Below are 13052 nucleotides of genomic sequence, written 5' to 3'. Positions count from 1 at the left end.
GCAATCCCCACTTGCGCGAAAACACCGGCACGCCGCCGGCGATCAGCGGCAGTTCGCGATTCGCGCTGCGGAACTCGAAACGCACGGTGGCAGGATCGACCACCACGGCCTTCGTGATTTCCGCGAAATACGCGCCGAACTGCGGCGCGGCCAGCTTGCTCTTCAGCGTGTCGAACGAGAACTTGACGTCGTTGGCCGTGACCGGGTCGCCATTGGAAAAGCGCGCGCGCGGATTCAGGTGGAACGTGACCGAACGGCGATCCGGTGCGATGTCGATGTCGTCGGCGAGCAGCCCGTACGCGGACGCGGGCTCGTCCGAGCTGCCGGTCGCGAGGCTCTCGAACAGCATGTCGATGCCCGGCGCGGGATTGCCGCGCATCGTAAACGGGTTGAACTTGTCGAACGAGGTCAGCCGGTTCGGGTTCGCGAGCACGAGCGTGCCGCCCTTCGGCGCGTCGGGGTTGACGTAGTCGAAATGCCTGAAGCCCGGCGGATACTTCGGCTCGCCGTACTGCGCAATGGCGTAGGCCGCGTGCGCGGCGGTCGCGGCCAGCGCCGCCTGCAACACGAACACCGCGGCCGTGCGGCCGGCAACCCGTACGGCACGGCGGACACGCGCGGCGGCCCGGGGCGAACCCTTCGTCATAGAGGCCCTGTCGGTCGAATGAGGGTAGTAACGAGGGACGATTCTACCCATTCAATCCGTCGGGCCAAAAGAAAACCGCCATGCAGGCGGTTTCCTCATCAACGAACGTTGCGCGCACATCACGCGTGCGCCCTGCCGATCAACGCCAGCCGTTGTGGCGACCGTTGTCCCAATGGCCGTGACCGCGATCCCAGCCGGGGCGGCCGCCGTGACGGTGGTACCACTCGTCGCGACCCCAGTAGCGACGGCCGTCCCAGTAGCGGTCGCCATGCCAGCCGATCACGATAGCGGGCGCCGGTGCGTAGACGGGTGCCGGCGCATAGACCGGCGCAGGCTGATAGACGACCGGCGGAGGCGGAGGCGGCGCATACACAGGTGCGGGCGCGACGTAGACCGGTGCCGGAACGCCGAGATTGATCCCGACATTGACTCCCGCCATTGCTGCGCCCGACACGAGCAAGGCCGTCATACCGGTCAAGAGCGAGGCAATACGCAAGGTCTTCATGGATTCCTCTTTGGGGGTTGTTTGATGTGTGATTCGACTATAACGGCAAGCGTTGCCACCGCATATTTCAAGTTTGTAAGAACTGATGCGCGGCATCGCAAGGGCAAGCTTGCGCTAACGTCTTGTAACAATCGACGGCCCGACGGAGGCGCCCAGGCTCCCTTCCGCCCTTGCCGACCGGCGTTCGCACCGGCAGTGCGGACGCGCCGAATCATACAGTCGATGCCCCCCGGTACCGCCCTCGCGGGCCGCAGCGCCCTCCTCGCGGACGAAAAAAAAGCGGCACCTTCGTGCCGCTTCTCCGGTCGACGCATCGCGCCGCGATGCCGCTCAGCGCGACATCATGTTCATGCTGACGTTGTGCATCACCCACAGCGTGCCGACGATCAGGATCGCCGCGGTCAGCACCGTGTAGCTGAACGCCATCACGTTCCAGCGCTGGCCCGACGAGCCGTTCATGTGCAGGAAGTACACGAGGTGCACGACGATCTGCACGAACGCGAGCACGGCAAGCGCGATCAGCGACGCGTGCGGCGACAGCACGCCGCCCATCACGAGGCCGAACGACGCGGCCGTGAGCAGCACCGACAGGATGAAGCCGGCGACATAGCCGCCGACACTGCCGTGCCCTTCTTCGAGTTGAGACGAATGCGAATGGGCCATTTAGATCACGCTCGCGAGATAAACAAAGGAAAACACGCAGATCCACACGATGTCGAGGAAGTGCCAGAAGAGGCTCAGGCACGTCAGGCGTCGCAGGTCGCGATCGGTCAGGTCGCCGCCGCGAAACACGATCTGCCCGGCGAGCACGATCATCCACAGCAGCCCGGCCGTCACGTGCAGCCCGTGCGTGCCGACCAGCGTGAAGAACGCCGACAGGAACGCGCTGCGCTGCGGGCCCGCGCCTTCCGCGATCAGGTGCGAGAACTCGCGCAGTTCCATCACGAGAAACGCCGCGCCGAGCACGAACGTCACCGCGAGCCATGCGAGCAGCGCGCCCCGCCGCTGCTTGTACGCGGCGAGCATCGCGAAACCGTACGTGATGCTCGACAGCAGCAGCGCGGCGGTTTCCACCGCGACGCCCGGAATGTCGAACAGGTCTTTCGCGGTCGGCCCGCCCGCATACTGCTGGCCGAGCACCGCGAACGTCGCGAACAGCGCGGCAAAGATCACGCAGTCGGTCATCAGGTACAGCCAGAACCCGAACACCGAATGCGACGGCGGATGGTCGTCGTGCTCGAGCAGGGTCGCGCTCAAGGTTTTCTGCAACATCAGTTGGCCTCCAGTTCCACGTCGTCGACGCGCGCGGCCACGCGCTGCGTCGGCTGCTTGTCTTCGGTCTTGCGCACCGTCGACGCAGGGATGTAATAACCGTCGTTATCGCGCGAGCTGTAGATCACGAGCGTCGCGACGATCCCGACGAGCCCGCCGATCGCCATCCACCAGATGTGCCACACCAGCGCGAAGCCGAGCACCAGGCTGAAGATCGCCACCACGAGGCCCGCGCAGGTATTCGACGGCATGTGGATGTCGCGGAACGACGCCGGGTTCGGCCGGCCTTCGCCGCGTGCCTTCATGTCCGCATACGCGTCGAGCGTGCGCACCTGCGGGATCACCGCGAAGTTGTAGTCGGCCGGCGGCGACGAGGTCGCCCACTCCAGCGTGCGGCCGCCCCACGGATCGCCCGTCGTGTCGCGGTATGCCGGCAGGTTGCGGTTGCGGATGCTGACCACCAGTTGCAGCAACTGGCACGCAATGCCGACCGCGATCAGCACGGCGCCGAATGCGGCGACCAGCAGCCACGGATGCCAGGCGGGGTTGTCGTAGTGGTTGAGCCGGCGCGTCATGCCCATGAAGCCGAGCACGTAGAGCGGCACGAACGCGACGTAGAAGCCGACCTGCCAGAACCAGAACGCAGCCTTGCCGAGCTTCTCGTTCAGCTTGAAGCCGAACGCCTTCGGGAACCAGTAGTTGAAGCCCGCGAGATAACCGAACAGCACGCCGCCGATGATCACGTTGTGGAAGTGCGCGATCAGGAACAGGCTGTTGTGCAGCACGAAGTCCGCACCCGGAATCGCCATCATCACGCCGGTCATGCCGCCGATTGTGAACGTGACCATGAAACCGATCGTCCACAGCACGGGCGTCGTGAATTCGATCCGGCCGCGGTACATCGTGAACAGCCAGTTGAACACCTTCACGCCGGTCGGGATCGCGATGATCATCGTCATGATGCCGAAGAACGCGTTCACGTTCGCACCCGAGCCCATCGTGAAGAAGTGGTGCAGCCACACGAGGAACGACAGCACCATGATCGCGCAGGTCGCGTACACCATCGTCTTGTAGCCGAACAGCGGCTTCTTCGCGAACGTCGCGATGACTTCCGAGAAGATCCCGAACGCCGGCAGGATCAGGATGTACACCTCCGGATGGCCCCACGCCCAGATCAGGTTCAGGTACAGCATCGCGTTGCCGCCGGCTTCGTTCGTGAAGAAGTGCATGCCGAGGTAACGGTCGAGGCCGAGCAGCGCGAGCGTCGCGGTCAGGATCGGGAACGACGCCATGATCAGCACGTTCGTGCAGAGCGCGGTCCACGTGAACACCGGCATCTTCATCAGCGTCATGCCCGGCGCGCGCATCTTGATGATCGTCACGAAGAAGTTCACGCCGGTCAGCAGCGTGCCGACGCCCGATATCTGCAGCGCCCACAGGTAGTAATCGACCCCTACCCCCGGACTGAACTGCAGCTCCGACAGCGGCGGATACGCGAGCCAGCCCGTCTGCGCGAATTCGCCGATCACGAGCGACACGTTGATCAGGATCGCACTGACGGCCGTCATCCAGAAGGAGAGCGAGTTGATGAACGGGAATGCGACGTCGCGCGCGCCGATCTGCAGCGGCACGACCAGGTTCATCAGGCCGACCATGAACACCATCGCCATGAAGAAGATCATGATCACGCCGTGTGCCGTGAAGACCTGGTCATAGTGGTGCGGCGGCAGGTAGCCGGGCCCGTTGTACGAGAGCGCGAGCTGCATGCGCATCATGATCGCGTCGGCGAAGCCACGCAGCAGCATGATCAGCGCGACGATGATGTACATCACGCCGAGTCTCTTGTGGTCGACCGTGGTCAGCCATTCCGTCCACAGCCATTTCCACCGGCCGGTGATCGTCAGCGCGGCGAGAATGCCCAGCACGACCAGCCCCATGAAGGCGCCTGCCCCCATGATGATGGGCTGATCGAACGGGATCGCCGAAAGTGTGAGTTTGCCGAACATGCGTTACCCCTTCGTGCCGCAGGCGGCGTCCTTCAGGTCGAGGACGTGGCCATCGTTGTATTTCGCGATGATGTTGTGGAAGAGCCGCGGATCGACCGACGAGAAGTAGCGCACCGGCGCCTTCTCGCTCGGCTGGGCGACGGTACCGTACACGGTCGCGTCGAGACGGTCGGGCGAGGCCTTCACCTTCTGCACCCATGCATCGAACTGTTCGCGCGGCTCGGCGAGCGTGCGGAACTTCATGTCGGAGAAGCCGCGGCCGCTGAAGTTGGCGGACGTGCCCGCGTAGTTGCCGGGCTCGTCGGCGATCAGGTGCAGGCGCGTCTGCATGCCGGCCATCGCGTAGACCTGGCCGCCGAGCTGCGGGATGAAGAACGAGTTCATCACCGAATCCGACGTGATGCGGAAGTTCACCGGCGTGCCGACCGGAATCGCGAGCTGGTTCACCGACGCGATGCCGAGTTCCGGATAGATGAACAGCCACTTCCAGTCGAGCGCGACGACCTCGACGTCGATCGGCTTCACCGACGACTCGAGCGGCTTGTACGGGTCGAGCTCGTGCGTGGTCTTCCACGTGAGCACGCCGAGGAACAGGATGATCAGCGTCGGCACCGTCCAGATCACGACCTCGATCGCGGTCGAGTGCGACCAGTTCGGCGCGTAGGTGGCGTTGCGGTTCGACGCGCGGTATCGCCACGCGAACCACAGCGTGAGCAGGATCACCGGCACGACGACGACCAGCATCGCCCAGGTGGACGTCGCGATCAGCGCCTTTTCGGCAGCACCCACGCTTCCTTTCGGATTTAGTACATCTAAATTACAGCCTGACAGGCTCAGGGCCGCGCCGATCGACAACAGCGCCACCCCGCCTTTTGAAGCTCTTCTTTTCATCACACCGCCCGAGGGTCATTGAATCCGTTTGCGTATGCCCGATGCGCATTCGATCCACGAAAGTGGCCGAATCATACGTCGCGCGAGTGCGATGAAGAACCAGCTAATGCGGAAAATCATCATTGCAGAATCTGTTGTGAGACACATTGTCGCGGGGCAATTTCACGCAGCCGCAAGCGGGCCCGGCGCTACCTGCGCCGGACCGCGATCGATGTGTACGCAACGGCCTCACCGCCGCGCGATGAGCCCCGTTCGCGCGACGTGCCGCGATCAGCCGTGCGTCGATGCCATGTACGACGGCTGCGGCTGCGCAGGGCCGTCCCCTGCCGGCAGCTTCGAATGGCTCGCGTCTTCGATCAGCCTTCCGACGGTCGGATCGATCGCGTCGGTGAACGGCTTCGGATCGATGCCGACCGCCAGCACGACCAGGGCGAGCGACGCGAACATCACGATCTCGCGACGGTTCAGGTCGGCGAGCTTCGCGATCCGCTGGCTCGCGACCTTGCCGAACACGACGCGCTTGAGCATCCACAGCGTGTACGACGCGCTGAGGATCAGCGTCAGTGCCGCGATCGCGCCGATCCAGAAGTTGAAGCGGATCGCGCCCATGATGACCATGAACTCGCCGACGAAGCCCGATGTGCCCGGCAGGCCGACGTTGGCCATCGCGAACAGCACCGTGAAGGTCGCGAAACGCGGCATCACGCCCGCGACGCCGCCGTACGAGGCAATCTCGCGCTGCTTCGTGCGGTCGACGAGCACGTTCACGCACAACAGCATCGCGCCCGCGACGAAGCCGTACGACACGAGCTGCACGATCGCGCCTTCGACGCCGATCCGGTTGAACAGGAACAGCCCGAGCGTGACGATCCCCATGTGCGCGACCGTCGAATACGCGAGCAGCTTGCCGAGATCGGTCTGGGCGAGCGCGATCAGGCTCGCATAGACGATCGCGAACAGCGACAGCGCGATCACGGCCGGCGCGAAGAAGTGGCTCGCGTCGGGTGTCACCGGCAGCGCGAAGCGCAGGAACCCGTAGCCGCCGAGCTTGAGCATCGCGAGCATCAGCGCCGCGCCCGTCGGGCCGTCGGTATAGACGTCGCTCAGCCACGTGTGGACCGGCCACATCGGCACCTTGACCGCGAAGGCGGCGAAGAAGCCGAGGAACACCAGCAACTGCGGCGCGAAGCCGAGCTGCAGCGTGCGCCACACGGCCATGTCGAACGTGTGCGACTGCGCGTACAGGTACAGCATCGCCATCAGCAGCAACAGCGAGCCGGCGAACGAGATGAAGAAGAACTTCACGGCCGCGTACACGCGGCGCTCGCGCCCCCATGTGCCGATCAGCAGGTAAAGCGGGATCAGCGTCGCCTCGAAGAAGATGAAGAACAGCAGCCCGTCCTGTGCGACGAACACGCCGACCATCAGCCCCGACAGGATCAGGAACGACGCGTAGTACTGCGCGACGCGCACCGTGACCGACTCCCACGACGCCACGACCACCACGAGCGTCGTGAACGCGGTCAGCACGACGAGCCACAGCGACGCGCCGTCGATGCCGACCCGCCATCCGGAATTGAATGCCGCCAGCCAGTTGCGGCTCTCGACGAACTGCATCGCGGCCGAGTGCGCATCGAAACCGGCGACCAGCGGAACGACGGCCGCAAGCCCCACCAGCGCGCCGACGAGCGCGATCAGCCGCGTTCGACGTGGATGATGGTCGGAACCGGCGCGCAGCAGGCACGCGCCGAACAGGATCGGAGCCCAGATGGCCAGGCTCAGGAAGGGGAAATCATGCATGTCAACAGGGCCTTGATGAAGTCGCGCACTGCATCGGAGACAGGCGAGACGAAAGGAACGAAATCAAATCGACAGAAAGATTTCGTGAATCGCCAATGTTGGCAAAATGTAAAGCGGCATCACGGGAAAGCTTGACGCCGCTCAAACGCGATCGGGTTAACCAGCATAAGGCGATTGATTATTTTCTGCATCGCAGCAGAGCATCGTTTTTCACAACCCACCTTATCTTGCTGATTTTTATGAGTAATTTTTTGTATTGATCGATCAGACAGATTGCAAAAATCGACGCAGCGCCGCATTTTTGACATCCGCCTGCCATTCCGGAGGGTCGGAACGAGCTGATTGGCACCAAACAAGACGGTGAGAATGCAGCGCTGATTTCTTACAGACTAACTTTCATTTTTATTTCATTTCGTCTTGCTCGACGCGGATCGAGTGAATGGCCGCGCCGCCCACCCTCCACGCTCCCGTGGGGGCGGACTGGAACAGCAAGCCGATACCCATCAACGTGCTTTACGTAGTCACCTTTCCGCTCGGCAAGGAGCCGGAGCAATTTGCGACGCCAACCGCTGTCAGGCGCCGATGGTCGGCGTGATGATGGTTGCCAAGCGCGCAGAATACGCCGCAGAAACTGCAACCGCAGCGAAAGCGGCGAAACGCCAACAGCGACGCTGCCCGTGAAAATACGATCGCAAACCGTCGCGCATCCACCGCTGCTCAGCGGGCGCGCACCGCGAAAGATCGTGGGATGGACGCGAATCAGGCGAGCGAATCCGCGCAACAGAAGCTGCCGAACGTGTCCGCATCCTGCCCGGACACCAAGCTGATCAAGCAAACGCCGATGGACTTCAATTCGCCGGTCTGCAAGCGCACGATCATCTTCGCTGGCAAACAGTGTGGTTACGCCGCGTCGTACCGGCCTGCGGACCATGATGTGCAAATCACGTTCGATTCGAGCGAAATCGACGGTTGATCCGAAGCGCGGCCCGAACAACCGGTCGCGCAACATCCGGGCTGTCGAAGTAAATATGGGGTCGCTTGCGCCAGCCGCCACCACAGCGGGCGGATGCGCACCCGCTACCTGCATGGCGCGTATGCATTTTCGGTGCGCGCAGTGAATATTCCAACGCGCGGGTCGTCCACCGTCGTGGCAGGCTGTCGCGCCCTCACCTTACGCATCGCAGATATACATTCTTGACGCGGGCCGTGAATATTTCTTCCTGCGCGAGTACACAACCGCGCGATACACAGGACGACTGGCACGCCAAGCGGGCCAGCGCCCACAACATGCCGACGACGAAACCGTGACGTGTCGCCGCGGATCGACGCGATAGCCGAGGTATCGGAGTCTCGCCCACCACCTCCAGCGCTCAGGCAATCGCAGCACGAGCAAGTACCGCATCTTGCTCGGGTGTACCGCCGGACACACCGAGGGCGCCGATCAGTTGGCCATCGCCATCCAAGAGAGGCACTCCTCCTCCCATCAGCAACAGCCCGCCTGCATGGATGTGGTCGAAGTGTGGAACTGGCTGGCCCGCCTGCCACGGGACATTGAGCGCTTCGCTCGGCGCCCGGAACATCACCGAAGCCCGGGCCTTTGCAATCGACAGTTCATTCGATGCAAGCCATGCCCCGTCCATCCGCGAGAAAGTGACCAGGTGCGCACCCGCATCCAGAATTGCAAACACGGCATTGAGTCCCGCGTCCTGGGCTGCGGCACGCCCCTGGGCCACGATCCGATCCGCCCGCTCCAACGTGAGCTCAGGCATTTTGCGTCCACTCAGTCTCTTGCCACTGCTTCGCAGCGTCAATCGTCGCAAAGGGGCGCATGGTTCGATACAAATGCGTATCGGCCGGAATGATCTCGACCATGGCGTCGATCATCTCCCTGGGGTCGGCCTGGTTCATCAGGCTGTCGCCGAAATCCGGCATCGGCACAACGGCGGAATCGGCGTCGTACCACTGTACGTAGCTCTCGGCGCCAGTGTCGTTGAATCCGGTACCGAAAACGCCCGGATTCACGGTCGCGACTTTGACGCCAAAGGGTTCGAGTTCCGCTTTCATCGACCCGGCGATGGCCTCGATCGCATGCTTGGTCGCGCAATAGGCACCGACAAACGGGACAACCAGAATGCCCCCCATCGACGAGGTCCATACGACTTTTCCGGACCTGCGTGCCACCATCTTCGGCACGATCGCCTGTACCAGTTGAAGATGGCCGAAGACGTTGATTTCGAAGGACTCCCGAACGCGCTGCATCGGGATGTCGACGATCGATCCGCCTTCCATGACGCCGGCGTTCAGCACCAGGACATCGGGATCGAACGAGCCCGCGTGAGCGATGTCGATCGCGTCGTGCAGATTCAGCTTGATCACCTCGAGCACCACACCGGCCTCGGCTGCGTCCGCACGCAGGCTGCGAACCTGCGGCCACGTTTCGGCCGTCGCCACGACGTGGTGGCCAAGGCGTGCAAGTTCGATTGCCGCACCACGCCCAAAACCTGAGCTGGCACCCGTGATCAATATCTTTCGAGACATCTGGCGCTCCTTGACTGAAATAGTTGCACCCAGTGTAGGGAGCCCCTAGTATCAAAACAAGATCACCAATGCTTGATGAAACGATGAGAGTTACTCACCAATCAAGGAGCTTCGATTTTTTTTCTTTCACCGTGTTCCTGGCCGTTGCAACACGACGAAGCTTTCGCGCAGCAGCGACCGAACTCGAGATCACGCCGTCAGCGGTCAGTCATTCGGTAAAAGCGCTCGAGCGGCGTCTGGGCGTCCGGCTCCTGAATCGAACGACTCGCAGCACCTCGCTCACCGAGGCCGGCGAGCGTCTTGCAGCCAGACTCCGGCCGGCGGTTTCGATCATTGACGAAGCGATGCGCGAAGTCGACGATCTCCGTCTGGCTCCCAGCGGAACCGTGCGCATCAATGCAAGCGAAGGCGCCATCCGCCTCATCCTGCGTCCCATCCTGGCAAGCTTCCTGAAGTCGTATCCGGACGTGCATCTCGACATCGTGAGCGACGGCCGCCTCGGTGACATCGTTGCAGCGGGATTCGACGCGGGCATCCGACTGGCCGAGGCCGTGCCGCAGGACATGGTGGCCGTTCCGATCATGGGCAACGTTCGTTTCGCAGCAGTCGCGTCGCCCGCGTATTTCGCTGCACATGGACGCCCCACTACGCCGCACGATCTTTATCGACACGACTGTATTCGCTTTCGCTTCGAGAGCGGCGCGATCTACCAGTGGGAATTCGAGCGACGCGGCGTGAGCGAGACCATCGATGTCTCGGGCCCGCTTACTTTGACGGACCAACCGCTGATGGTCGACGCCGCCATGGACGGCATAGGCATCGCTTTCGTCCCTGACCACCTCGTCGTCGAGGCCTTGCGTGACGGACGCCTCGAACGCGTTCTTGACGACTGGTGTCCGCCTTTTCCGGGACTATGCCTTTACTATCCCGGCCATCGTCATGTCTCGCAGGCTCTGCGCGCCCTGATTGCCTTTATCAAGGGCGAGCAGCTGCGCAGTTGAGTTTTTGCATGGCAAGGCCGGCTCGTATTCGCGCCAGTCGCACGATACCGCCGGGTTAGCTGCGAAGCTTCGACAGGTTGTATCGATGGCTCATCCGGACTGAGTCTGGAAGACTGAAAGCCGCCAAACACCCAACCTTCCGGGAACCCAGCCGAAGGAACTCACTTTCTCGAGTCGACTTGAGATGGTTCAGGAAATCACCGAGTCCGGCTCAAGCATGCCGCACGCGGACACGGATCGCCGCTTGACGAGTGATCACCCTTCACCGCGCGAATATTCACTCGGCATCAGAACGACTGCGACCGGTGAACCGCTCGTTCGTCGTGCTCATGCTCACAGGAAGCTTGTGAGTTGATTTGATGGTCAAAAAGAAAAAGCCCCGCAAGTCCGAGAACTTGCGGGGCTTTGTCACCGCTTTTGGCGGAGACGGAGGGATTCGAACCCTCGATCCAGGTTTTGGCCCAGATGCTCCCTTAGCAGGGGAGTGCCTTCGACCTCTCGGCCACGTCTCCCAAACTTTCGCTCGCACCAGGGAGGCAGTGCGACGAGAACGAAATAATATAGGGTTTCGAACCGCACGTCAATTTCCGTGATGCATTTTCTTCAATGCATCACGAAAAATTCACGATGCCTGGTCGAGTTCGAATGCCTTGTGCAACGCGCGGACGGCCAGCTCCATGTATTTCTCGTCGATCAGCACCGAAATCTTGATTTCGGACGTCGAGATCATCTGGATGTTGATGCCCTCTTCCGACAGCGTGCGGAACATCTTGCTCGCAACACCCACGTGCGAACGCATGCCGACACCGACCACCGACACCTTCGACACCTTCGGATCGCCCTGCACCTGCTCGGCGTTCACGTGGCCCTTCACCTGGTTGGTGAGGATGTCCATCGCCTTCTGGTAGTCGCCGCGGCCGACCGTGAACGTAAAGTCGGTCTTGCCCTGGACGCTCTGGTTCTGGATGATCATGTCGACGTCGACGTTCGCATCCGCGACCGGGCCGAGGATCTGATACGCGATGCCCGGCTTGTCGGGCACGCCCATCACAGCAATGCGTGCTTCGTCGCGCTGGAACGCGATGCCGGAAATGACTGCCTTTTCCATGGTCTCGTCTTCTTCAAAAGTAATCAGGGTGCCCGAGCGCATTTCTTCGTCGAGCGCAATCAGCGGATCGGTCAGGCTCGACAGCACGCGCGTCTTCACCTGGTATTTGCCGGCGAATTCGACCGAGCGGATCTGCAGGACCTTCGAGCCGAGGCTGGCCATTTCCAGCATTTCCTCGAACGTCACGCGATCGAGGCGTCGCGCCTCTTCGACGACGCGCGGGTCGGTCGTGTAGACGCCGTCGACGTCCGTGTAAATCAAGCACTCTTCGGCACCCAGCGCAGCCGCGACCGCCACCGCCGACGTATCCGAGCCGCCACGGCCCAGCGTCGTGATGTGGCCGTCCGGATCGACGCCCTGGAAGCCCGTGATGATCACGACCTTGCCTGCATTCAGATCGGCCTTCACGCGCTCGTCATCGATCGAGTGAATGCGCGCTTTCGTGAACGCGCTGTCCGTCTTGATCGGCACTTGCCAGCCCGCGTAGCTCACGGCCTCGACGCCGATTTCCTGCAGCGCGATCGACAGCAGGCCGACGCTGACCTGCTCGCCGGTCGACGCGATCATGTCGAGCTCGCGCGGGCTCGGCTGGCTCGAAATCTCTTTCGCAAGACCGAGCAGACGGTTGGTTTCGCCGGACATCGCCGAAGGCACGACCACCATCTGGTGCCCGGCCTGATGCCATTTTGCGACGCGTTTCGCGACGTTCTTGATGCGCTCGACCGAGCCCATCGAAGTGCCGCCGTATTTGTGTACGATGAGTGCCATTGTCGTTCTGAACTGGAGGAGAAACCGCACGGGCGCGCTGGGCAGGCCGCGTAGCCGTTCGGTCACGCGGCTTGTGGCTGTGGACGGACGACGAGGGGGACGGCTGGGACGCAACACGCAAGCGTGACGGATTTTGCCCGGAAGGCCGATCAGGCCGCGCAAACCGGGTACGTCACGCGGAAAACCTGCACAAATCGCTCAAAAATCGAGCCGAGCAAACGACCGAGCGTACCCGATAGAGGCCCGCTTGACAAGCCGCTCGCCGCGTCCGGAGCCGTTCCGGCGCTGTTTACCAAATGGTGAAAATGCGCGCGCCATCGCGCCGCCGGAAGCCTGCCCGCCGTTACGCGATCAGCAGGTCGGGACGCCATTCGATCCGGCGCCAGATGCCGTCGCCTGCCGCCTCGCTGCCGAACGCGCCGACATCGCGATTGATGCCGAGCCGCGGCACGTAGATCAGCCGCTCGCCCGCGAACAAGAGCGGCACGTCGCGCTGCCAGGCCGGCACGCCGCGCTC

Annotated in this window: 13 protein-coding genes and 1 tRNA gene; 3 read left to right on the top strand and 11 right to left on the bottom strand. The window is 62.6% G+C overall.

Annotation, left to right across the window (positions count from 1 at the left end; genetic code table 11):
• Positions 1 to 86 precede the first annotated feature (86 nt).
• A complete protein-coding gene (locus ABY44_RS22295; protein ID WP_155647991.1) occupies positions 87 to 470 on the top strand; it encodes a hypothetical protein in 384 nt (127 codons plus the stop codon).
• A gap of 315 nt (positions 471 to 785) precedes the next feature.
• Here the strand turns inward: ABY44_RS22295 and ABY44_RS22290 are convergent, their stop codons facing one another.
• The 6 genes from ABY44_RS22290 to ABY44_RS22265 all read right to left on the bottom strand — a co-directional run bounded on the left by ABY44_RS22290 (position 786) and on the right by ABY44_RS22265 (position 7120).
• On the bottom strand, positions 786 to 1151 hold the full coding sequence (locus ABY44_RS22290) for a hypothetical protein (protein WP_027787057.1): 366 nt from the start codon (positions 1149 to 1151) through the stop codon (positions 786 to 788).
• A 330-nt stretch (positions 1152 to 1481) separates the two neighbouring features.
• The gene (gene cyoD / locus ABY44_RS22285) at positions 1482 to 1814 is read right to left on the bottom strand and encodes a cytochrome o ubiquinol oxidase subunit IV (RefSeq protein ID WP_011352504.1); all 333 of its coding nucleotides are present in this window, start codon (positions 1812 to 1814) and stop codon (positions 1482 to 1484) included.
• Positions 1815 to 2423, bottom strand: coding sequence for a cytochrome o ubiquinol oxidase subunit III (cyoC, locus tag ABY44_RS22280; protein WP_021162482.1), 609 nt, complete (start codon positions 2421 to 2423; stop codon positions 1815 to 1817).
• Complete coding sequence (cyoB, locus tag ABY44_RS22275) at positions 2423 to 4429, bottom strand: cytochrome o ubiquinol oxidase subunit I (protein ID WP_021162481.1); 2007 nt, start codon at positions 4427 to 4429, stop codon at positions 2423 to 2425. Before cyoB ends, cyoC begins: the two co-directional genes overlap by 1 nt.
• A 3-nt stretch (positions 4430 to 4432) precedes the next feature.
• Complete coding sequence (gene cyoA, locus ABY44_RS22270) at positions 4433 to 5320, bottom strand: ubiquinol oxidase subunit II (RefSeq protein ID WP_060169941.1); 888 nt, start codon at positions 5318 to 5320, stop codon at positions 4433 to 4435.
• A gap of 270 nt (positions 5321 to 5590) precedes the next feature.
• A complete protein-coding gene (locus tag ABY44_RS22265) occupies positions 5591 to 7120 on the bottom strand; it encodes a complex I subunit 4 family protein (RefSeq protein WP_027787055.1) in 1530 nt (509 codons plus the stop codon).
• Positions 7121 to 7721: 601 nt separating this feature from the next.
• On the opposite strand from ABY44_RS22265, the gene ABY44_RS22260 reads away from it, so the two are divergent.
• Entirely contained in the window at positions 7722 to 8093 is a 372-nt protein-coding gene (locus ABY44_RS22260; protein WP_124532620.1) for a hypothetical protein, read from the top strand.
• 397 nt (positions 8094 to 8490) lie between these two features.
• On the opposite strand, the gene ABY44_RS22255 is transcribed toward ABY44_RS22260, so the two are convergent.
• Together ABY44_RS22255 and ABY44_RS22250 are read right to left on the bottom strand one after the other, a co-directional pair.
• Positions 8491 to 8889, bottom strand: a complete 399-nt coding sequence (locus tag ABY44_RS22255) for a GlcG/HbpS family heme-binding protein (protein WP_027787053.1) — start codon at positions 8887 to 8889, stop codon at positions 8491 to 8493.
• Entirely contained in the window at positions 8882 to 9658 is a 777-nt protein-coding gene (locus ABY44_RS22250) for an SDR family oxidoreductase (protein ID WP_431642096.1), read from the bottom strand. Before ABY44_RS22250 ends, ABY44_RS22255 begins: the two co-directional genes overlap by 8 nt.
• A gap of 68 nt (positions 9659 to 9726) precedes the next feature.
• On the opposite strand from ABY44_RS22250, the gene ABY44_RS22245 reads away from it, so the two are divergent.
• Positions 9727 to 10659, top strand: coding sequence for a LysR family transcriptional regulator (locus ABY44_RS22245; protein WP_059694738.1), 933 nt, complete (start codon positions 9727 to 9729; stop codon positions 10657 to 10659).
• Positions 10660 to 11077: 418 nt separating this feature from the next.
• Here the strand turns inward: ABY44_RS22245 and ABY44_RS22240 are convergent.
• The 3 genes from ABY44_RS22240 to ABY44_RS22230 all read right to left on the bottom strand — a co-directional run.
• Positions 11078 to 11171 (bottom strand) — tRNA-Ser (locus ABY44_RS22240).
• A gap of 110 nt (positions 11172 to 11281) precedes the next feature.
• Entirely contained in the window at positions 11282 to 12535 is a 1254-nt protein-coding gene (locus ABY44_RS22235) for an aspartate kinase (RefSeq protein ID WP_027787050.1), read from the bottom strand.
• Between the two features lie 343 nt (positions 12536 to 12878).
• Positions 12879 to 13052: TilS substrate C-terminal domain-containing protein (locus ABY44_RS22230; protein ID WP_431642111.1), on the bottom strand; the 174-nt coding region annotated here is incomplete at its 5' end.

It is taken from the genome of Burkholderia sp. ZZQ-2 (assembly GCF_050768715.1).
Lineage (GTDB): Bacteria > Pseudomonadota > Gammaproteobacteria > Burkholderiales > Burkholderiaceae > Burkholderia > Burkholderia cepacia.
The sequence above is the reverse complement of the archived record's forward strand: the minus strand, read 5'-3'. Positions and strand labels throughout refer to the sequence as shown.